Source organism: Variovorax sp. GW822-FHT04E09 (assembly GCF_058800845.1).
Genome location: NZ_JBXAMR010000001.1, coordinates 1,282,259 through 1,304,367 on the forward strand (window position 1 = coordinate 1,282,259; position 22,109 = coordinate 1,304,367).

Consider the following 22,109-nt stretch of genomic DNA (forward strand, 5'->3'; position numbering starts at 1 on the left):
CTCGCGCCGAAACAGCGTGCCATCTAGGATGGAGCGGCCGTGATCCGTCTCCCTCTTTCTGCGCATCCTCCCGACCGGCCTGCCCCGCAGGTCGACACCGTCCGCCCCGATTTCCGCGCCGCCGCATGAAGGACGAGATCCACTCCGCCGAGCACCTCTACACCATCGAAGTCGAGGGCCGCAACGTCACGGTGCGCGACGTGATGGTGGCGGCATTCACCTACCGCATCAAACTCGAGGAACTGCTCGGCTCGCCCCGGCAGGTCGCGCACTGCTACCGGCTCTGGCGCCGGCTCGAGCGGCTCGACGAACCGCCCATGACCCGCCTGGACATCAAGTACGCCACCGCCTGGCGCGACGCGCATGCGCAGGCCTGGCAGGTGGCGCAGGTGTTTCTCACCGACCCGCACACCAAGACCTTCGTGCTGCGGCTCGCCGCGCCCTAGCGCGCGTCAGCGCATGTGCGCCATGTCCCGGATGTCGGAGCGCAGCGCGCTGCGGTCGGCGCCCACGAGCGGCAGGTTGACCAGCAATTCGAGCCGGCGGCGCAGCGAATACAGCACCTGCAGCGCGCCATGCGCCGCGTCGTCCGGGCCGGTGTTGGCGCCGGCCACGTCGGGGTAAGGCCACAGCGCCGCATCGGGCTGGCCGGGCCAGCGCGGCTGCAGCGGTTCGAGCGAGGGGTCTAGCGTGATGACGACATCGGCGTTGTGCGATCCCGCGCGCGCCAGCAGGTCCCAGCTGCGCGGCGGCGAGGTCGGCAAGGCCATGCCGGCGCTGCCCAGTGCCTCGACGGCCGCGGGGTGCACGTCCGCCGCCAGCCGCCCCGGCTGCCCGCACGAGCGCACCGAAAAGCGCTTCGCATCGAGGTGGGCAAGACAGGCCTCGGCCAGCACGCTGCGCAGCGAATTGCGCCGCGAGACAAAGACAACCTCGATCCGTTTCTGCATGGTCGAACGACTATAGCCACGCCGTGTGGCAGGTGGGTGCCGAAGCACAGGGACCCTTTTGCAGACGCCTGTTTACCCCGGACCTGCAGACATGACAAATAAGTGTAAACACTCGTAAACCTTGCGGGATGGGTCGGCGTTAGAACCGCATGACAACCGACCCTTCCCTCGTTGTGCTTGCTTTCCTGGTCGGTCTTGCCGCGGGCGTGACGCTCATGAGCATGCTGGCAGTCCTGCGTTCCGACCAGGACCGCCTGCCGCGCTCCGAGCACACCCGGCTGTAAGGCAGACCGCGGGCATCGCCTGCCGGCACGTGGCCGGCCGGCGCAAGCGGGCGCGCTTGTTCAGAACCCCGACTGCTCGATCAGCACCGAGGTCGCCGCATGGACCCAGCGGCGGGCCAGGCTCTCGCGGGTGCCTTCGAAATGCGCGCGCACCTCGCGCACGCCATCGACCGGCGCATCGTCCTCTCCCTCCACCGTCACGCGGAACCAGGCTTCGGCCGGACGCAGGTCTTTCTTCTGCGCGGTCGGGTTGAGCGCGATCGGGCCGCCGTGGTCCTGCGCCAGCAGCAGGTGCGGCAGCCGGCGCACCGGGCTGTTGTCGATGGCGCGCACCTGCCCTTCGAGCTTGCGCGTGCGGCCCTTCACGAGGATCACCGCGCGGCTGCCGGCCGCCAGGCGCTGGCGGTCGTGCTCGGGCACCAGCGCCTCCACGCGCCAGCGCCGCCCGTCGACCACCATCGCCATCAGTTGCGACGGCGCCACCCACGTGCCGGACTGCAGCAGCGGATCGACGTCGCGCAGCGTGCCGCCGTGCGCCGCCACCAGCCGCAGGCGCAGCAGCTCGGCGTCGCGCGCGCGGCGTTCGGTGTCCCAGCGGCTGGCCTGCTGCTCGGCCAGCACCTGCTGCGCCGCCGGGCGTTCTTCCAGGCCCATGGCGCCGCGCGCCGCGCGCGCGTAGGCGCTGGACATCACGCGCGCCTTCTCGCGCTCCTCGGTCTGGCCGGGCGCTTCGAGCGTGACCAGCGACTGCCCCGCCGCCACGGCCGCACCGTCGTTCGCTTCCATCGCCGCCAGCCGCGCCGCGTAGGGCGAGAACACGGGCTGCTCGACGCCGGCCCGGATCACGCCCGGCGCCGAGATGCCGCCGTGCCACGGCACCAGCAGCACCGCCGCCACGAGTGCGAACAGCAGCACCGCCACGATGCGCCGCCGCGGCCTGATCTCGCCGCGCCGCGCATGCCACACGCGCAGCTCGGCCATCACCGGCCGCACCACGAACACGCCCATCTCGACGATGAAAAGGAACACACCCAGCGCCTTGAAGAACGCGTGGTAGACGACGACCGCGATGCCGATGAACAGCACCAACCGGTAGACCCAGGTGGCGAACGCGAAGGCGATGAGAAAGCGCCGGAAGCCCGGCGTCAGCGTCTCGGGCGACGGATCGTCGAAGCCCAGCAGCCAGCGCCGCAGCGCGCGCTTGGCCTGCTGGCCGGCACGCTCGTGCAGGCCGGGAAAATCCAGCGCGTCGGTCAGCATGTAGTAGCCGTCGAAGCGCATGAAGGGGCTGGCGTTCACCGCGAGCGTGAGCACCCAGGCCGTGGTGGCCAGAAAGAACAGCGCGTTGCGCAGGTCGCCGTCGGGCATGAAGGCCCACAGCAGCGTCGACCACGCGGCCAGCACCAGCTCGGCGCAGATGCCGGCCGACGCGATGGCCAGGCGGTGTTGCGAGCGCGCCAGCTTCCAGCTCTCGCCGGTGTCGGTGTAGGCCATCGGCCACATCACGAGCAGCGCGACGCCCATGTGCCCCACGCGCACGCCGTGGCGCGTGGACATGAGCGCGTGCCCCATCTCGTGCAGCAGCTTCGACACCACGAGCGCGCCGGCAAAACCCAGCACGCCCTCCCAGCTGATGGCGCCGCGCAACTGGGCCGCCACCGTGTCCCATTGCCGCGTGGCCAGCAGCACGCCGACGCCGGCGGCAAGCACGCTGAGCGCCACGAACCAGCGGCTGTAGAGCCACTCGACCCAGGGCAGCATCTTCTCGAGCAGCCGTGCCGGCCGCACCAGCGGAATGCGCACGAACAGGTAGTTGTTGAGCAGCCATCGCCAGGCCGGCATCGGCGGCTTGCGGCGCACGGTGCGCAGCAGCTGGTGCTGTTCGAGAAAGCCCTGGAAGCGCGCCACGTCGTCGGCGTCGGGCGCCAGCGGGGTGTCGCGTTCGATCGCCTGCGCGATGCGCGCGGCATCGGCCATCGGCCAGCGCTGCAGGATCTCGAACTCCAGCCAGCCGATGCGAAAGAACAGGTTGCGCACCGGGTCGCACACGTGCCAGGCCGGCGAGCCGTCGCCGTTGGCGCCGGCCGGATGGATCTGCAGCTCCTCGCGCAGCGTCGGCCACGGCGGTGGCGCTGCAGCACCCGCAGGGGCGCCACGGCCTGCGGGCGCCGTGCCGCTCAGCATCCGCACCACTCCCGCGCCGCCGCGAACGGCCGGCGCAGCAGCAGGTAGCCGAGCACGGTCCACTCGCCCGACACGCGCGCCGTGCCGCGCAGGCCGATGCGCGCCACGCCCGAGGGCTCGCTCAGGTGGCCGCGCAGCTGGTAGCTGGCCACGCCGTTGGGCGCCTCGACCGCCTGGTAGCCGGCGTGGTCGAGCCGGGCCGACACCGGGTCCAGCGGCGCCACGCGCAGGAACAAGGTCATGGGCGCGCCCGGCGCCAGGTTGACCGCCTCGCTCACCGGCGCCCAGGCCTGCACGCCGAGCACGGCCGGGTCGGCCAGCAGCCCGACGCGCTCGCCGGTCTGCACCGGACGGCCGGCCCAGTCGTCGGGGTCGGAGTACACGAACACGCCCGCCGCCGGCGCCTTGATCTGCAGCTGCGCCACTTCGCGCTGCAGCGCACCCACCTCCACCTCGCGTTCGCGCAGCTTGCCTTCGGCCAGGCTCAGCTCGGCCTTGGCCGACTGCGACTCGATGGCCCGCTGCGAGGCCTGGTGCAGCTCCAGCCGCGCGGTCGACAGCGCCGCGCGCGCCACGGCCAGGCGGTTGTCCAGCGTGGTGTCGTCGAGCTCGGCGATGGTCTGGTCGGCCACCACCGGCGTGTTGGGCGGCACGGTCATGCGGCGGATCACGCCGTCGCGCGGCGAGGCGATCACCTGGCTGCGCGTGGAGATCACCTCGGCCTGCAGCAACGCGTACTCGCGCACCGGCACCAGCAGTGCGAGCGGCAGCAGCGCCAGCGCCCAGCGCAGCGGCTTGCACGCCCAGGCTTCCTGCAGCAGCGTGCCGATGGAGCGGCGGCGCCCGGTCAGCGCCCACCACGCATGGCCGTACATCGCGGCGGCCTGTAGCAGCAAGAACTCGGGCGCCTTGGCATCGAACTCGGTGGGCCACGGCGCCTCGCGCGCCAGGAACAGCGCGGCGCGCGCGCGGCCGTCGGGGTCGGCCATGGGCAGCACCCACACCTGGTCGGGCAGCCAGTCGGCCCATGACGCGGCGAGCGCCGGCGGCAGCATGCCGGGCGACAGCGCCAGCACGCGCGCGGCGGCCGGCAGTTCGTCCAGCCGCGCCTTCAGGTGGTCGGCCACCGAGGCCAGCCACAGCGCATAGGGCGAGTCGGACTCCACATCGGCCAGCCCCGAATGCGCCACCAGCCGCGTGCGGCGCGCGCCGAAGAAGCCGACCAGCGCGGCCTGCCGGTAAGGCGCGATCGCGTGGGTCTCGTTGCAGATCAGGAAGGCCAGGTCGGCCGGGCGCTGCGCCGCGCGCACCTTCGCGGCCAGCGCATGGAACGCGAGATCGGTCACGACGCCCCGCCCTTGCCGCGCGCGGCGCTCATCCCCTGCCGACCGGCGCGCGCACCTGCCCGCTCATGCCCGGCAGCACCTGGCCGGCCGCGTCGCCCGCGAGCTCGGCCTCGATCTCGATGGTCTGGCTCACCGCGTCCACGCGGCCCGACACGCGCGTGACCTTCAGCACCACGGCGGCGCCGGTCTCGTCGACCGTGGCGTCCAGGCGCTGGCCGGTCTTCAGCCACGCAAGCCATTGCGAGGGCACGTTCATGCGCGCCTTCAGCGGGCCGTTGCCGACCAGCTCGACCACCGGCGCGCCGGGGTTCACGCCCTGCCCCACCTTCACATGCACGCGCGCCACCTTGCCGGCGAACGGCGCCACGAAATTGCACTGCGCGATCTGCGCGTCGAAGATGCGGACCTGGCTCTGCGCCTTGTTCACGTTGGCCGCCGCCAGCTCGACCTCGATCTCGGCCGCCGACTGCAGGCCCTGCAGCTTCAGCTTGCCCACGTACTGCACCTTGGCGGCCTCGTGCTCGGCCCGTGCGGCGGCGCGGCGCGCCTGGATCTCGTCGCATTCGTAGGCGGCCAGCACCTGGCCCGCGCGCACCGTGTCGCCCAGGCTCACCGGCACCTTCGCGAAGCGGCCCGGGGCCGAGGCCGAGAGCACGCTTTCCTGCGCGGCCACCACGAGAAAGCGCACCGGCGCCAGGTTGCCCGGCGCACCCGCCGGGGCGCTGCGCGGCGCGGGTGCCGGTTGAGCACCGGCCTGCAGCGCACCGCCCAGTGCGCACGCCAGGAGCACGCCGATGCGAAGCGCGGAGAAGGACGACGGTTTCAAGGGCGGGCTCGCTTTCACTTCTGCGTCACCGTGGCGCCCGTGCGCGCAAGGCGCCGCACGTCCGTGATCACCGACAGCGTCGCCGCCTCGGCGAAGGCGCTCACGGCGCTTTCGGTCGTCACGGCCGGCACGTAGCTCGCGTAGTTCTGCGACAGCAGCTCGCGCCCGCCCGGTTCGGCCAGCGTGAGCCGCCACTGGGCGCGCGTGGTGCCGCGCTGCTGCGGCACGTTGCGCTGGAAGGCCAGCGTGAGCACCAGTGCATCGGCCGACCCCGACGACACCAGCTCGTTGCGCGTGACGATGCGCTCGACCGCGCTGCGCACCGCCGCTTCGCTCACGCCCGACGGCAGGTCGCGCACGCGCACGCTCACCGGCCGGTTGCGCACCGGGATCAGCGCCGCTTCGAGGAACACCGCCTTCTCGCCTTCGGCCATGCTCTGCTCGATGGCCTTGGCGACGGTCTTGATGTCAGTGCTGGCCACGGTGGCCGGCATCAGGTCGATGCCGACCGAGTTGAGCACCCGGCCGTACGAGGTCTGCGTGGCCGCATAGGCCGTGGCGAGCTGGAAGCGCGACACCAGCGCGCGCGCATCGACGCGCAGTGCCTCGAGTTCGCTCTCGAGCTGGTTGCTGGCACCGGCGCGCGCCACGCTGGCCATGCGCTGGTCGACGCGGCTGGATTCGGCCGCCAGCTCCTGGTCGACCACCGCCAGCTTGTAGCGCTCGGCCGACACGCGCACCTGCGTGACCACCGCCATGGTCAGCGCCAGGCGGCGGGCTTCGTCGGTCTTCTTGCGCGCGTCGTTGGTGCGGTTGATGGCCGGGATGGCCGCCAGCCGGAACAGGTCCATCGACAGGCTCACGCCCGCGTCGCTCCAGTTGCTGTTGTAGAGGAAGGAGTTGGAGTCGTAGCGCGCCCCGGCATACAGGTTCAGGCTGGGGAACAGCGAGGCGATCTGCTTCTTGGTCTCGGCGATGCCGATGCGCGCCTTGTAGTCTTCCTCGCGCAGCTCGGCGCGGTTTTCCAGCGCGGCGACCTCCAACTTGTCGATGTCCAGCGTGACCGGCGCGCGGCCGTCCTGCGGCCCTTCGACCAGCGTGAAGTCGACGCCCGGCGGCAGGCTCATGAGCGCGGCCAGCTCGCGCTTGGCGAACTGCATCTCCTGGCGCTTGGCGTTGACCAGCGACATCGCGTCGAGCAGCGCACGCTGGTAGGCCAGGCCTTGCGCGGGCGGCAGCACGCCGGCGCGCTCGGCCTCGCGCGATTTCTTCAGCGCGTCCTCGATGCGCACGGCCAGCCGGTCGGCGTCGCCGATGAGCTGCTGCGCGCCGATGGCGCGCCAGTAGGCGCTGCGCACGTCCTGCGCGATGTTCTGCAGGATCTTGCGGCGGCGCTCTTCCGAGATGTTGACCTCGTCGGCCGCCTGCTTGGCGCGGAAGTAGCTGATGCCGAAGTCGAGCGCGTTCCACGACAGCGTGGCGCGCCCGAAGTAATGCGAGCGCTGCTCCGAGGTCGAGGGCCGCAGGCTCACCACGCGGTCTTCGATGCCGATGCTGGTGCCGCCCGAATCGTTGCTGCGGTCGTTGTAGCCGGCATCCGCCACCAGCTTGGGCAGCATGTCGGCGGCCGACACGTCGAGCAGGCCGCGCGCCAGGGCCGACTCCATGAGCTTCAGGCGGTAGTCGGCGTTGTACTTGAGCGCGCGCGCCAGCACCTCGGAATACGTCATGGGCGTGGCGACCGCGGCCTGGTCCTTGTAGAGCTGCTTCTGGTCGTGGCGCACGCGCACCACGATCTCGTCGCGCGTGAGCTGCACGGGCGTCATGCTGCAGCCGGCCAGCATCAGCGCGGCCGCGGCGGCAGTCCACGACAGGGGGAAACGGAAGGTCGACGCGGGTTGCTTGTGAATGTCGGTCATGGTGCTCGATGGATAGGACATGGTTCGATGGCTCCGGCGTTTTTCTCTGCGTCGATCAACTCGTGGGCACGCGCACGGTGGGCGTGGCGCGCTGCGGATGCCGCAGCAGCTCGCGCACCGCGTCGCGCTCCGCGGCGGCCGCGGCCACGCGGCTGGAGAACGAGCGCGCCGTGTCGGTGGCCACCGGCGCGGCGGCACCGGCTGCCGGTGCCACATCGGCCTGCGCCGCCTCGGTGGACGGATGCGCCGCATCGGCGCGCGGCACCACGATGCGCCCACCTTCGCGTGTGGGCGCTTCGGGCGGCGGCTGTTGCGGCACCGAGAAGCTGTCGAAGTCGCCGAACAGCGGGCTCGCGCCGTCGACCAGCTTGCCGGCCGTGACGCCGCGCAGCGCGAGCGTCTGCTCCACGTCGCGCACCATGCGCAGCGAGAAGGCCACGCCGTCGCGGCTCACGTGCTCGTCGTAGTCCACGCCCTGCGGCTCGCCCCACAGGTCGGTGGGACGGTCCTCGCCGAAGAGGCGGTCGCCGCCCAGCGCGCGCGCGGCGATCGCGCCCGACAGCATCTGGCTCAGGCGCTGCGATTCCTGCACCGCGATCTGCACGAACAGTGCCGGCGTCATCGACTGGTCGATGCGGCGGCTGGGGTCGCCGAAGTCGGCCGGGAACACCTGGTCGCCCGTGAGCGGCCGGTGCTGCGAGGTGCCGTTGATCGTGACGACCAGCTTCGCCGTGCTGGTGCTGCCGTCGGCGTCGGTGATGACGTAGTCGAACACCTCGGTCAGCGTCTGGCCGTCGCCCAGCGAGGCCACGCGCACGTTGCTGGCGTTCACCGAATAGCTGTAGCTGCCGTCGGCGTTCAGCCGCAGGTTGCCGTAGCGGCCCGCCGTCGATCCGCCGATGGTTCCGGCCACGCCCTCGAAGGAAACGCCCGTGACCGGCGTCGGCGTGCCGTCCGCGCCGAGGCGGTCGGCCACGTCGTTCGCGCCCATGCCGCTGCCGCCGAACACGTTGCCGGTGGCCGTGGCGCCGGGCCGCGCGGTGCCGATCGCGGTGGCGTCGTTGCGTGCCGTGGGCACGTCGTCGATCACCAGCACGCGCAGCGTGCCCTGCGTGGTGTCGCCGTCGCGGTCGGTCACCTGCAGCGCGATGTCGTCGGTGACCTGCCCGCCCGCGTGGCTCTGCGCGGCGCCCAGCACGTAGGTGTAGCGCACGGTGCCCGTGGCCGCGTCGAAGCCGATGAGCGTGATGCGCCCGCGGTCGGTGGCGATGGTGACCGGGCTGGTGCCGAGCGCGGCCAGCTGCGCCGGCGTGAGCGTGGTGCCGTGCACCGCGATGCTGCCCAGGCCGTCGGGCGCGGTGACGAAGAAGCTGCCCGAGACCGTCTCGCTCGCGTCGCCCGGCTCGACCAGGCCGCGCTCGTGCACGGTGGCCTGCCCGGTGGTGTCGGGGCCGTTGTTGTCGCCGATCACCAGCGTCACGCCGTCGTTGGCGCCGTGGATGGTGAGGGTCAGCGTGGCGGTGCTGGTGTCGCCGTCCGCGTCGGTGAGCGTGTAGCTCACCACCTCGGTCAGCGTGTCGCCCACGACCAGCGCCTGCACGCGCGGGTCGGCGTTGTTCAGCGTGTAGGTGTAGCTGCCGTCGGCGTTCAGCACGATGCGCCCGTAGGTGGTGGTGATCGGCACGCCCACAGCGCCGGCCACGCCGCCGAAGCTCACGCCCGTCACCGGCACGCCGTTGGCGTCGTCGGCACCGACGATGTCGTTGGCCTTCACGTCGCCGCCCACCGTGTTCGGCACGCCGTCCTCGGTGATGGCATGGGTGTCGTTCACGGCCTCGGGCACGTCGTCCACGATGCGCACGGTGAGCGTGCCCGTGGCCGTGTCGCCGCCGGCGTCGGTCACGAGCAGCGCGATGTCTTCCGTGCTCTCGGTGGCGTTCGGCTGCGCCACCTGCCCGTCCAGCGTGTAGGTGTAGGCCAGCTCGCCCGTCGTCGGCACGCCGCCCACCGAACTGGTGGGCGTGAAGCCGGTGAGCACCAGCGTGCCGCGCGGCGTGTCGATGGTGACCGGCGTCGTGCCCAGGTTCGCCAGCTCCGCCAGCGTCAGCGTGCGCCCGCCCACGGTGACGCTGCGCATGCCGTCGCTCGCCGAGACCACGATCGTGCCGGTGGTGCGCTCGCGGGTGTCGGGGCCGGCCGGGCCGTCGACCAGCCCGCGCTCGTGCACCTCGGCCTGTCCCGTGGCTGCGCCGTTGCCGTCCACCGCGCCGATGGCCGGGTCGCCGTCCAGGCGGCCGTGGATGGTGATCGTCAGCGTGGCGGTGCTGGTGTCGCCGTCGGCATCGGTGATCGTGTAGCGCACCGTCTCGGTCAGCTGCTCGTTGGTCTTGAGCGCGTTGACGGCGGCGTTGTCGTTGTCCAGCGTGTAGGTGTAGCTGCCGTCGGCGTTCAGCACGATGGCGCCGTACGTGGTCGTGAGCGACACGCCCACCGTGCCGGCCGCGCCGCCGAAGCTCACGCCCGTCACCGGCACGCCGTTGCCGTTGTCCGCGCCGTCGCGGTCGTTGGCCTTCACGTTGCCGCTCACGGTGTCGGGCACCGCGTCCTCGGTAATGGCGGCCGTGTCGTCGGTGGCCTGCGGCGTGTCGTTGACGATGAGCACGGTGAGCGTGCCGTTGGCCACGTCGCCGTCGCGGTCGGTCACCGACAGCGCGATCTGCTCGGTCACCTCGGTCAGCACGCCGCCGGAGCGATGGCTCTGCGGGGCGCCCAGCGTGTAGGTGTAGCTGACCGCGCCGCCGGTCACGATGCCGTTGGGCAGCGTGGTGCCGCTGAAGCCCGTCAGCTGGATCTGCCCGTCGGGCGTGGTGATCGTGACCGGCGCGCCCGGCGTGAGCGCCTGCAGCTGCGCCAGCGTCACCACCGTGCCGCCGACGTTGATGCTGGCCACGCCGTCCGGCGCGGTGATGTTGAAGCTGCTGGCGGCGCGCTCGCCCGTGTCGGTGATGCTCACCAGGCCCGACTCGAACACCGTGACCTGCCCGGTCGCCGCGCCGTTGGCATCGGTGACGGCGATGCCCGGCAGGTCGTTGGCGCCGCGGATGGTGATCGTGAGCGTGGCGGTGCTGGTGTCGCCGTCGGCATCGGTGATCGTGTAGCGCACCTGCTCGGTCAGCGTCTCGCCGACCGACAGCGCCTGCACGCGCGCGTCGGCGTTGTTCAGCGTGTAGGTGTAGCTGCCGTCGGCGTTCAGCACGATCGAACCGTAGGTCGTGGTGATCGACGCGCCCACCGTGCCGGCCGCGCCGCCGAAGCTCACGCCCGTCACCGGCGCCACGTTGCGGTCGTCCGCGCCGATGGTGTCGTTGCTCGCCACGTTGCCCGACACCGTGTTCGGCGCGGCGTCTTCGGTGATGGCGGCCGTGTCGTCGGTGGCCTGCGGCACGTCGTCCACGATGCGCACGGTGAGCGTGCCCGTGGCCGTGGCGCCGCCGGCGTCGGTCACCTGCAGGGCGATGGCTTCGGTGCTCTCGGTCGCGCCCGGCTGCGGCACCTGCGCGCGCAGCGTGTAGGTGTAGGCCAGGTTGCCCGCCGTGGGCACGCCACCCACCGAGGTGGTGGCCGTGAAGCCCGTCAGCGTGATCGTGCCCAGCGGCGTCGTGATGACGACAGGCGTGATGCCCAGGTTGGCCAGCTCGGCCAGCGTCAGCGTGCGCCCGCCCACGGTGACGGTCCGCAGGCCGTCGGCCGCCGACACCGTGACGACGCCGCTGCCGTTCTCGCGCGCATCGGGGCCGCCCGGGCCATCGACCAGCCCGCGCTCGTGGACCTCGGTCTGGCCCGTGGCCGCGCCGTTGCCGTCCACCGGCACGATCTCGGGGCTGGCGTCGGAGCGGCCGTGGATGGTGATCGTCAGTGTGGTGGTCGAGGTGTCGCCGTCCGCATCGGTGAGGGTGTAGCTCACCGTGTCCGTGAGCGTCTCGCCGTCTTTCAGCGCGTTGACGCGCGGGTCGCTGTTGTCCAGCGTGTAGCTGTAGCTGCCGTCGGCGTTCAGCACGATGGAACCGTATTCCGTGTCCAGCGCGCTGCCGACCGTGCCGGCCGTGCCGCCGAAGCTCACGCCCGTCACCGGCACGGCGGTGTCCGCGCCCTCGCGGTCGTTGGTCTTCACGTTGCCGCTCACGGGGTTCGGCGCGGTGTCTTCCGTGACGCTGTTCGTGTCGGGGTTCGCGGTGGGCACGTCGTTCACGATCAGCACCGTGAGCGTGCCGCTGGCCACGTCGCCGTCGCGGTCGGTCACGCTCAGCGCCACCGCCTCGGTCACTTCGCCCGCGCTGTGGTTCTGCGCCGAGGTCAGCGTGTAGGTGTAGCTGACCGTGCCGTCGATCACGACGCCGTTGGACAGCGTGGTGCCGCTGAAGCCCGTGAGGCGGATCTGGCCGTCGGGCGTGTTGATCGTGATCGGTGCGCCCGGCGTGAGTGCCTGCAGCTGCGCCAGCGTCACCACCGTGCCGCCGACGTTGATGCTCGCCACGCCGTCGGCCGCCGCGATATTGAAGCCGGCGCCCGCCGTCTCGCTGATGTCGCCCACGCTCGTCAGGCCCGACTCGTGCACCGTCACCTGGCCGGTCGCGTTGCCGTTGGCGTCGGTCACCGTGATGCCCGGCACGTCGTTGCTGGCGCCGCGGATCGTGATGGTGATCTGCGCGATGTCGGTGCCGCCCGCGCCGTCGGAGATGGCGTAGGTGAAGAGGTCGGTGAGCGTCTCGCCGGCGATCAGCGCCTGCACGCGCGGGTCGCTGTTGTCCAGCGTGTAGGTGTAGCTGCCGTCGGCGTTCAGCACGATGCTGCCGTGGGTGCCGGTCAGCGGGCTGCCCAGCGTGCCGGCCGTGCCGGCGCCGACCTCGGGGCCGGTGCGGATGCCGGTGACCGTGAGCGTGGTGCTGTCGGGGTCGTGGTCGGCCTCGCCGGGAATGCGCCCGCTGATGACGTTGCTGCCCACCGAGGGCGTGTCTTCGTCGATGCTGTGCGTGTCGTCGACCGCGGTCGGCGGGTCGTTCACGGCCGTGATCGTGAGCGTGCCTGTGAGCACGTTGCTGTTCAGCGGCTGCGGGCCGCCCGCGTTGCCGCCGGGCTGCACGTTGTTGCCGTCGTTGAGCACGATGGTGTAGACGCGCTCGTTGTCGGTGCCGAACGCCGTCGGGTTGTCGCTGCTGCTGCGGTAGGACAGCTGGTCGAGCACCGCCCGCACCTCGGCCACGGTGGTGTCGGCGTCGAACTGCACCACCAGTGGCGCGCCGTTGCCGCCCGAGACGGTGACGCCCGGGGGCAGCACGCCGTTGACGAACAGCTGGTCGCCCGGCTGGTAGCCGTCCAGGCTCACGGTGAGCGAGCCCGTGCCGAACACGCCGGCGGCCAGGCCGGGCGTGGTCGCCAGGTCGAGGTCGCCGACCGTGCCGCCGCTGACCAGCGCCACGGGCGGAATGCTGACGCCGGTGCCGGTCTGGTTGTTCTCCACCGCGGTCGCGCCGGTGGTGCCGCCGATCACGGGCGCGTCGTTGCGCGGCGCGATGGTGGTCGACACGTTGCGCAGCACCGACCACTGGCTGGTGTCGTCGTTGACGCTGGCGCTGATGTCGCCGCTGCCCGCCGCCACCGGCGCATCGGACACGCGCACGACCAGCCCGCCGGGCGTGCCGTTGAAATCGGCCGCAGGCACGAAGCGCAGCTGCGCGCTGGTGGGCAGCAGCAAGGCGCTGGTGTCGGAGGCGCCCGTCGGCACGGCGAGCCAGTCGGTGCCGTTCAGGCTGTACTCCCACACACCCTGCGCGGCGTTGGCGTTGTTGCCCACGATGGCGATGCCGCCGAACGAGGTCGATGCATCGCCGCCGCCGCTGATGGACGTCTGGTTGTCGGTCGCGTCGCCGTAGCCGCCGCCCAGCAGCGTGTCGACGCGCACACCGGCACCCGTCACGTCCTCGACGCCGGCGGGCACGCTCGCATCGGTCGCCGTCGGCCGGTCGTTCACGTTGATCACCGTGGTGCTGAGCACGATGGTGCCGGCGCTGTAGACGGTGGTGCCGCCGTTGTTGGCACCCGCCACGTTGACCGTCGAGCCCGAGGTGGGATCGGCCGTGGCGCTGTCGTTGTTGGTGTCGGTCTCGACCAGCCGCACGGTCAGCGTGGTGGGCGTGCCGTGGAAGTTGGCCGCCGGCACGAAGCGCAGCTGCGCGTCGGCGGCCAGCACCAGGGCCGTGCTGTCGGTGCGTGCGCCGACGGGAAGCCAGGTGGTGCCGTTGTCCAGCGAGTACTGCCAGGCCCCCTGCGCGGGGTCCGGGACGTGGCCCGTGATCGCGACGCCGAAGAAGGTGTCGGACGAACTGCCGCCGGTGCCACCGTTGCCGCTGTTGTCGATCAGGTCGGCGGCGTCGTCGAAGTGCGAGCCGAACAGGGTGCCCACGGGGGTGCCGGCCGCGTTGTTGCCCACGTCTTCGGTGACGTTCGGCAGCGTCTGCGTGGTGCCGCCCACCACCACCGGCGCATCGTTGACCGGCGCCACCGTGAAGACGAAGGTGCGCGTGGTGACCAGGCGGTTGCCGACCCCGTCCGCGTAGGCGAAGGTGCCGGTCGTGCTGTTGTCGCCGGGCGCCAGGCTGCCCGGACGCCCGCCGGTGTGCCCCTCGTCGTTGACCACCACGGTCACGGTGAAGGCGCCGTTCCAGTCGGCCGGCAGCGCGGCGCCGGGGGCGTCGGGCAGCGCGATCGAGATGGCGTTGATGCGGCTGTTGATCTGCGCCAGCGTGCCGGTGATGGTGATGCTGGCGCCGCCCAAGGGGCCGACTGTGCCGCCGCTGCCGCCCACGCCGTTGATGACGAAGCCGGGGGGCACCGACACCGTGGCCGTCAGCACGTCGGTGGCGGCCGCGTCCTGGTCGGTGACCGTGAGGCCGGTCAGCGTGACGCTGCCGTTGCCCTCGTCCACCGTCGGGTTGCCGGCCGCGATGTGGGCCGGGTCGTTGATCGACGACGGGAACAGCGTGCGGTAGGCCGAGGCCACGTTGGCCGTCAGCCCCGCGGGGATCAGCGCGTAGGGGTTGACGTTGGTGGTGGGCACCGCCACGGTGCCGCCGTTCGCGTTGTTGTTCTGGCCGCCGTTGGCGCCGCCCGCCAGCGCGCCGCTGCTGTTCTCGCGCAGGCGGTCGTCCACGATGACCTGCACGCGGTAGGTCTGGTCGGTGTTGGCCAGGCTGCCGCCCAGCGCCACCTGCAGGCCATCGAGGTAGGCCTGCACCTGCGCGCGCGTGCCGCGGATGACGAGCGCGCTGCCGGTGCCGTCGTAGGTGCTGTCGATGGTCACGCCCGAGCCGGCTGCATTGCTCGAGGTGATGGTGATGGCGTCGCTGCCGCCGTCCGTGTACTGCGCCGCGCCCAGCGGCGCGCCCGTGCCGTTGGTGATGCGCACGGTGACCTGCAGGAAGTCGGCTTCGCCGGGCGCGATGCCGCCGCCGTCGCCGTCGATGTCCAGGTCGCGCACGACAAAGCCCGGCACGGCCGACGGCGTGCTGCCGCCCGTCAGGTACAGCGGCGTGTTCGGGTTGGTGCCCGGCGTGAGCCCGGCCGTCGGCGCGTCGTTGACCGCCACGATGGTCAGCGCCATCGTCATGTCGGGCGGGTTGTTCGACACGCTGCCGCCGCCGGTGTCGCCGCCGATCTGCGAGCCGGTGTCGTCGAAGGAGACGGTGAGCGTCACGTCGCCGGCGTCGGCGCCGTTGAGGTCGTGGTTGACGTGGGTGGCGCTGCGGTAGGTCAGGCCCGTGGCGGCGCCGCTGGTGATCAGTTCCTGGATGTCGCTGGCGCGCCCGGTGAGCGTGAGCGCGCCGGTGTTGTCGCCGGCGATGGTCACGACGCGCCCGCTGGGCAGCGTGAAACTCGTCTGCCCGCCGGTGCCGCCGATGCCCAGCGTGCCGTTGGGCACGGTCAGCCGCAGCGTGATGGGCGTGCCGAAGGCGGCCGATTCGGGGTCGGACACCACGAAGCCCGCGCCGATGTACGTCGGCTGGTCTTCATAGACGGTGTGCACGGGCGGCACGACCAGCACGCCCGGGTCGTTCTCGCTCGACGCGCGCACCAGCACCGAGGCGGCCGCGATGTTGCCCGTGATGTCGCCGGTGGTGGGCACCGTGTCGGCGTACCAGTCGTACTCGGTGGTCGGGATCGCGATGTTCGGCCCGCCCGGCACGCCCGGCTCGTTCTGCGGGCCGCCGTTGGCGCCGGGCTGCAGCACGCCGGTGGCGGTGTCGCGCAGGCGGTCGTCCACGATCACCTGCAGCCGGTAGGCCTGGTCGCGGTCGGTGTCGAAGGTGAGCGTGAGGCCGGCGAGCGCGGCGTTCACCTGGGCGCGCGTGCCGCGCAGCGTGAGGAAGTCGCCGTTGCCGTTCTTGTCGGCGTCGACGGTCACGCCGCCCATCGAGGTCGAGCCGATGGTGGCGCCCGCGTAGGCCGCGGCATTCAACGGGTTGCCGTTGGCGTCCAGCAGCCGCACCGTCACCTGGACGAAGTCGGTCTCGCCCTGGATCACCGCGTCCAGGTCGGTGTCGCCGACGTTGAAGCCGGGCACGGGGTTGTGCGCCGGGTTGCTGCTGTCGATGTCGATGGGCCCGGCCGGCGCGGTCACCGTGGGCGCGTCGTTCAGCGGCGTGACGTAGATCCAGAACTGGCCGCCGGTCTGTTCCTTGTCGCCGTCGCTGAGCGTGAAGGTGAAGCGGTCGCTCGGCGGATCGCCGTTGGCTTCGGTGTGGCCGTCGGATTCGTCGCCCGAATTGAAGTAGTAGATGCGCCCGGCGTTCACGTCGGCCTGCGTGAACGAGGAGCCCACGCCCAGCGCCACGAAGTTGACGCCGTCGGTCGAGTACATGATGCGCCCGTGCGTGGTGACGGAGGTGATCGTGTACTGCAGCTGCGTGAGCGTGCTGTCGGGGTCGAAGGCCCTGAGCATGCCCGGCGTGATCTGGCCGCGCCCGCCCTCGGCCACGGTCAGCGGCTGGTTGGCGGTGCCGGGCGGGTCGGGCTGCGTCGGGTCGGGCGCGATCACCGGTGCGTCGTTGACGTTGGTGATCTGGATGCCGACGGTGACGGGGTTCGACGCGGCACCCCAGCGGTCCACGGCATGCACGTTGAACTGGGTGGTGCGCACCTCGGAACCGTCGCTCACGAAGCGCAGGCCGGTGGTGCCGGCGCTGCCGGTGATGAGCGAGGCGTCGATGCGCTGCCCCACGGCCACGGCCACCCAGGCGGCGCCGTTCCAGTACTGCAGCTGGCCGCCGGTGGGCAGGCTGTCGAACTCGAACTGCATCGCGCCCGGCCCGCTGCCGGCGTTGTTGAAGGCGTAGTTCGGGTCGCCGTTGAGCAGCGTGGCCGAGCCTTCGAGGTAGCTTTCGCTGGCGGCATCGTCCGCATCGACGACGCGGATCTGGCCGGTCGTGAGGTAGGCGGTCTCGCCTTCGCGGATGACCGTGTTCGACGAGCCGGTGGCCACGGGCACGTCGTTGACCGGCGTGATGAAGAACGAGAAGCTGGTGTTCCAGACGTTGCGCACGCCGCCCACGGCGACGCCGGCCGTCACCGAGAGCGACACGGCCGATTCGAAGTCTTCCACGTCGCCGTCGTGCTGGAAGCGGATGCGCCCGGCGTTCAGGTCTTCCTGCGTGAAGGTTTCGTAGGTGTCGATGTCGACCCAGGCCGCACCGTCGAAGCGCTGCAGCACGCCGTTGCGCACGGGCCCGGTGGTGCCGGTGTAGTCGGTGACGGTGTAGATCACTTGCGACGGCGGCACGCCTTCGACCACGTAGCTCAGGCCCGGCACGGTGTTGAAGTCGGAGCCGGTGCCGCCCAGCACCACCGAGCCGCCTTCGCTGAGCGTGCCGCGCGTGGCGCCGTTCTGGTCGGTGCCCGCGTGGTTCGAGCCCGAGGTGGTGACGGTGCCGTCGATGGTCTGCAGCGGATCGCCGTTGCCCGCCGGGGTTTCGACGAGGTTGATCGTGAACTCGTAGGTCTTCAGCGTGCCGTCGGGGTTGCGGTCGGCGCCCTCGCGGATCACGGTGTTGCCGTTGGCGTCCCAGGTGGGCCCAAGCGTGTTGTCGACCACCTGGAAGCTGAAGGTGTCGGTGTCGCCCGCCGCCGCGCCCTGCGTCTGCACGTACTGCACGCGGCCCGAACGCACGTCCTCCATGGTGAAGGTGCCGCCCGGCGGCAGGATCTTTCCGTCGAGCAGCAGGTAGCCCTGGTTCAGGCCGTTCATCGAGGTGACGGCAAAGGTCAGGTTGTCGTCGCTCGAATCGACGTCGGTCGCGCCGAGCATGCCGGGCGTGAGCGTCACGGTGTAGCCGCCGCCCGCCGGATCGACGCTCGCCTCGAGCGTGCTGCCGGGGTCGAGCACCGGGTCGTCGTTGGCCGGGCGCACGTTGATGGCGATGGTGCCCGAGGTGGACGACGGTGTGCCCGTGCCGCCGCCGGCGTCGCTCACCGTGACGCCGAAGCCGTCGGTGAACGGGTAGCTCTGCCCGTTGTTGTCGCGCTGGCCGTTGTTGCCGTAGGTGAGGCCGCCGCGGTCGTCGTAGCCGAACACGAAGCCGGCATCGATGTCGGCCTGCGTGATGGCGCGGTTGGTGACGTTCTGGGGCACGCCGCCGATCAGCACGGTCCCGGTGAAGTACAGCGTGCCGTCGGTGGGCAGGCTGGTCAGCCGCACCGTGAGGTCGCCGCTGGCGTCGTCGCCGCCGCCGTCGGCGACGATGAAGTTGCCCACGACCGAGGCCGGGTTGCCGCCGGGGTCGATGGCGTTGGGCGGCTGCCCTTCGAACACGCTGCCCCCGCCCGAGACCACGGGCGGCTGGTTCAGCGGCGTGACGTTCAGCGTGATGGTGGCGTGGTCGGAGCCGGCCAGCGGCGTGGCGCCGTCGTTGACCACGATGACGAAGCTGTCGTCCAGGTTCTGGTCCGCGCCGGTGGCCGTGTGCACGTAGGCGACGCGGCCCGCGAGCACGTCGGCCTGCGTGAAGACCGAGCCCACGCCGATGCGCTCGCCGTTGAGCGTGAGGTAGCCGTGCGTGGTGTTGGTCGCGATGCCGTAGACGATCTGGCCGGTGTTCTGCGAGCCGATCGTCACCTCGGGGTCGATGGCATTGAGGGTGGCGCCGGTCAGCGGCGTGGTGCCGCCCTCGGAGACCGTCTGCGCCGCGTCGGCCACCGTGGTCGGGTCGTTCGACGGCGTGATCGTCACGTCGAGCGCGCGGTTGGCGGTGAGCGCCGGCGTTTCCGAATCGGTGATCGACACCAGGATGCGCGTGGTGGCCGTGGCGTTGCCCAGTTCGGTGTCGGCGGCGGTGAACACCAGCTGGTTGATCCAGGCGTTGGCATCGGCCACGCTGCCGACGAAGCGGTAGCCGCCGGGCACGGTGGTGACGCCCGCCATGCTGGCGCTGGACAGCGCGCCCAGCGCGGGGTTCTCGACGGTCACGTCGACCGTGACATTGCCCGCGCCATCGTCGGTGAGCGTCCAGCCGCTGAGCGTGGCGCGGTCGGCGCCCGGCGCGTTGAGCGCGCTGGGTTCGCTGACCGTGAGGCGCGGCGTGGTCGTCGACACGGTGGGCGCGGCCAGCAGGCCGTCGTAGTCGGCGGCGGCGAAGGCGCGCGTCTCGATGAAGCCCGTTGCGACTTCGAGCGACCAGTCGCCCTGGCGCGAGGCGGCGCCGGTGGCGTCGCTCGACGCCGCGACGTCGGCGCCCGTGGCGCGGCCCAGGGCCTGCGCGAAGCGTTGCCCGTCGGCGCCCACGTCGCACCCGTAGAGCAGGATGTCGCCGTCCGCACCCAGGCTCGCGCCGATCGCCTGCCAGGCGCCGGCCGAGCGCGCCAGGCCGGCGACGTCGAGGGTTTCGTTGCCCAGCGTGATCTCGCCAGCGCTGCCGTGGCTGAGGATGTGCAGCGCCGTGAGGCCGCTGCGCCCCTCGAGCGCCTGGCGCAGTTGCTCGACGCCGGACGAGCCCGTGTCCAGCAGGATCAGGCCGGCGCCCTGCGGCACCGAGGCCGAGAGCTGCTGCCAATTGGCAACGTTCTTGTCGACGACGTAGACCTCGCCGGACGAGGCCGGGGCCGGGCGAGGCGCGGATCGCGCGTCCGCTTCGGGCGTGCTTTCGCGCCCGTGCGGCACGGCAACGGGCGCCGCTGCGTCGGCGACATGCGGCGCATCCCCGTGCGGGCCCTGCGGCGCGTCCGCCGGTGCCGCCGCGGCCGCCTCCACAAAAGCGGCGCCATCAAATAGCTGCCGGCTTTCCAGCGCAAATCGATGCGCGCGTGGGCGAAGGAATTGGGGCGATTGAGACCTTGGCATGGCTCAAAGTGTGACGACAAATATGCAAATGTGTCCACTATTAACGTTCTCTCGTTTCGCGCCAACCACGTCAAAAAAACACAAAGGTCACGTCTTTCCTTGCTTTCCCCCGTATTTTGAAATTAATTGTTACCACGTATCGTGATTCATTCACCGGCTCATATGAGAGGCATATCCATTGCCGTATTCCCCTCTGTGCAAGGCGATCTTCCCTCGACAGCCAAGCACCTGGCGCCTTTCCGACCTCGTCCGCTCGAAGCGTCTGATCCATTGCCGGTTTTCAACTACGGAATTCCGTGGAAAACAGGGGCGGGAATTCCCTCTTCCTTGGCGACAAGGCATTCGCTATTTGCGATATATGGAACAACGTCTCAATTCATCGAGGCCGATTCACAACTGCAAAAAATATGAGGAGCGCAATCGGCAATGAAAACCTTCGCCATAAAAATTAATTGATGCAATGCACAAACCAAGAGTCTGGAGGCAATTCGATCACCGGGAACCGGACCCCATCCGGCCATTGCTTGCCTGCGGCCGCGCACCACGACGGGCGGGTCCGCGGCATGGGGTTGTAACCATGTGCGCGACGGCCGAAGGGCACGGCAAGGCCGCTCGGCTGGCTTTCGAAACGGCCCGCACCGCGCATCCGGGAAGCTTCGCGCGGTCTCCTCGCTTTGATGTAATTCGAAAGAATCAACAACATCCGCTTGCAGATGCGAGGCCGGTCGAGCCCCCGGTTCGACGGGCCATCGCGCCCCCTGCGTACGCCTGCGCACCTTCGACTGCTTAACCCGGCAATATTTAACGATTCAAGATGATTGTTACGTTTTTGGAGCATCTGCAGCCCCACGATTCCTGCCTTCGCGAGGGTCTGTTGCACAGGGCGCGGTGATACTGTTCCGGCCCCGAATCTTGCGTTCCTGGTGTGCTCACTGCGCGCCGGAGGACACAAGGCGTGGCACATCATCCAACTCGCTCATGTAAGAAAAAATGAACAAACTGCTCGCACTCATCTTCGTGGCTGCCGCCATCACCGCTTGCTCGAAGCAAGAGTCCACGCCCGCAGCGCCGGCCGCTCCCGCAGCACCTGCTGCCACCGCACCGGCCACGCCGGCACCCGCACCGGCCGCCAGCGCACCGGCTGCTGCCGCGCCTGCAGCCACCACGACGGCATCGGCCGACGTGCCCAAGGAATGCCAGGAGTACCTGGACAAGGTGAGCGCCTGCGTGGGCAAGCAAAGCGGTGCCGCCGCCGACGCGCTCAAGGGCAGCCTCGAGCAGACCAAGGCCACCTGGGCCAGCTACGGCGCCAACGCCGCCCAACTCGGCGCTGCATGCAAGGCTGCTTCCGACGCCTTCGCCGCACAAGCCACGGCCATGAAGTGCTGATGCACTGAGTCGCTGACGCCGGCGAGCTTGCCCTCGCCGTGCGACGCGACACACCTCCTCGTCACCGACGGGGAGGCGCCGCTCCCACTACAGCGGACGGCGCACCAACGGTCCCTGTCAGACCGAAAGAATCCAGTCCCATGACAGACCTCCTTACGAACCTCACCTGGCACGCCCTTTCAGGCCCGCATGCGCCCTATGCCAGCGGCACAGCGACCTCCCGCCGGTACGCCACAGGCTTCTCCCCCATCGTCGGCTTTGCCGACGCACCGCACCCCGACCTCGACGCGCTGCTGCCCTACTGCACGCCGGACGAGCACTTCTATGCCATCGGCTGGTCGGGCCCCGCGCCGTCCACCTGGCAGGTCGACATGGAATCGGTCATCGTGAAGATGATCTGGGACGCGCCAGCGCCCGTGGCCGATACGCTTCCTGATGTGGTCCGGCTCGGCGCAGCAGATGTAGAACAAGTGCTGGCCCTGGCCGACCTCACCCGCCCCGGCCCCTTCTCCACGCGCACCATCGAACTCGGCGAGTACGTCGGCTGCTTCGACGCCGACGGCCGCCTCGTCGCAATGGCCGGCGAGCGCATGGCCGCCGGCACGCTGCGCGAGATCAGCGGCGTCTGCACGCACCCCGATGCGCAGGGCAAGGGCTACGCGAAGCGCCTCGTCACGCGCCTGGTGGCGCAGCAGATGCAGCGTGGCGAAATGCCCGTGCTGCATGTGATGCAGGGCAACGCGGGCGCGCGGCGCATCTATGAACGCATGGGTTTTCGCGTGCACAGCGAACCGGTGGTTCGCGTGATCTCCCGGCGCTGAGCGGC

At 70.8% G+C, this 22,109-nt stretch carries 10 protein-coding genes; 4 read left to right on the forward strand and 6 right to left on the reverse strand.

Annotated features, from left to right (window positions below; genetic code table 11):
- The first annotated feature begins 125 nt into the window (after positions 1-125).
- Entirely contained in the window at positions 126-446 is a 321-nt protein-coding gene (locus AC1RL8_RS05950) for a hypothetical protein (protein WP_062482657.1), read from the forward strand.
- A 6-nt stretch (positions 447-452) separates the two neighbouring features.
- On the opposite strand, the gene AC1RL8_RS05955 is transcribed toward AC1RL8_RS05950, so the two are convergent.
- Positions 453-950, reverse strand: a complete 498-nt coding sequence (locus AC1RL8_RS05955) for an arsenate-mycothiol transferase ArsC (RefSeq protein ID WP_070061203.1) — start codon at positions 948-950, stop codon at positions 453-455.
- 149 nt (positions 951-1,099) lie between these two features.
- Here AC1RL8_RS05955 and AC1RL8_RS05960 point away from each other — a divergent pair, with 149 nt between their 5' ends.
- A complete protein-coding gene (locus tag AC1RL8_RS05960) occupies positions 1,100-1,234 on the forward strand; it encodes a hypothetical protein (protein ID WP_260684871.1) in 135 nt (44 codons plus the stop codon).
- Between the two features lie 60 nt (positions 1,235-1,294).
- Here AC1RL8_RS05960 and AC1RL8_RS05965 read toward each other — a convergent pair whose 3' ends face one another.
- From AC1RL8_RS05965 to AC1RL8_RS05985, 5 genes are read right to left on the reverse strand one after another with little or no spacing between them, the layout of a single operon-like run.
- The gene (locus AC1RL8_RS05965; protein ID WP_492684194.1) at positions 1,295-3,418 is read right to left on the reverse strand and encodes a site-2 protease family protein; all 2,124 of its coding nucleotides are present in this window, start codon (positions 3,416-3,418) and stop codon (positions 1,295-1,297) included.
- Entirely contained in the window at positions 3,412-4,764 is a 1,353-nt protein-coding gene (locus AC1RL8_RS05970; RefSeq protein ID WP_492684195.1) for an efflux RND transporter periplasmic adaptor subunit, read from the reverse strand. Before AC1RL8_RS05970 ends, AC1RL8_RS05965 begins: the two co-directional genes overlap by 7 nt.
- Positions 4,765-4,792: 28 nt before the next feature.
- The gene (locus AC1RL8_RS05975) at positions 4,793-5,590 is read right to left on the reverse strand and encodes an efflux RND transporter periplasmic adaptor subunit (protein WP_369646535.1); all 798 of its coding nucleotides are present in this window, start codon (positions 5,588-5,590) and stop codon (positions 4,793-4,795) included.
- 14 nt (positions 5,591-5,604) lie between these two features.
- Entirely contained in the window at positions 5,605-7,509 is a 1,905-nt protein-coding gene (locus tag AC1RL8_RS05980; RefSeq protein ID WP_492684196.1) for a TolC family protein, read from the reverse strand.
- A gap of 55 nt (positions 7,510-7,564) precedes the next feature.
- On the reverse strand, positions 7,565-19,804 hold the full coding sequence (locus AC1RL8_RS05985) for a cadherin-like domain-containing protein (protein ID WP_492684197.1): 12,240 nt from the start codon (positions 19,802-19,804) through the stop codon (positions 7,565-7,567).
- A 1,080-nt stretch (positions 19,805-20,884) separates the two neighbouring features.
- On the opposite strand from AC1RL8_RS05985, the gene AC1RL8_RS05990 reads away from it, so the two are divergent.
- Positions 20,885-21,283, forward strand: a complete 399-nt coding sequence (locus tag AC1RL8_RS05990; protein WP_062472018.1) for a hypothetical protein — start codon at positions 20,885-20,887, stop codon at positions 21,281-21,283.
- A 140-nt stretch (positions 21,284-21,423) separates the two neighbouring features.
- On the forward strand, positions 21,424-22,104 hold the full coding sequence (locus AC1RL8_RS05995) for a GNAT family N-acetyltransferase (RefSeq protein WP_492684198.1): 681 nt from the start codon (positions 21,424-21,426) through the stop codon (positions 22,102-22,104).
- The last annotated feature ends 5 nt before the right edge of the window (positions 22,105-22,109 follow it).